Source organism: Klebsiella sp. Q11, assembly GCF_964241505.1.
GTDB lineage: Bacteria > Pseudomonadota > Gammaproteobacteria > Enterobacterales > Enterobacteriaceae > Klebsiella > Klebsiella michiganensis.
Genome location: NZ_CAXSXW010000016.1, coordinates 46,373 through 46,647, shown reverse-complemented (window position 1 = coordinate 46,647; position 275 = coordinate 46,373).

The following is a 275-nucleotide window of genomic DNA, read 5'->3' as shown; positions in this document are numbered from 1 at the left end:
TCCCCGGCTCGCGCTGCGCTTAGCCGGGCTACGGGTTTACCGTCGTCTGCGGACAAGTAGCCCGGATAAGACGTTTACGTCGCCATCCGGGAGGCATGAAAAATTTAAGCCAGCTGCACCCCGGCTCGCGTTGCGCTCAGCCGGGCTACAGGTTTACCGTCGTTTGTGGACAAGTAGTCCGGATAAGACGTTTACGTCGCCATCCGGGAATAATGAAAAGCTTAAGCCAGCTGCACCCCCGGCTCGCGCTGCGCTCAGCCGGGCTACGGGTTTAC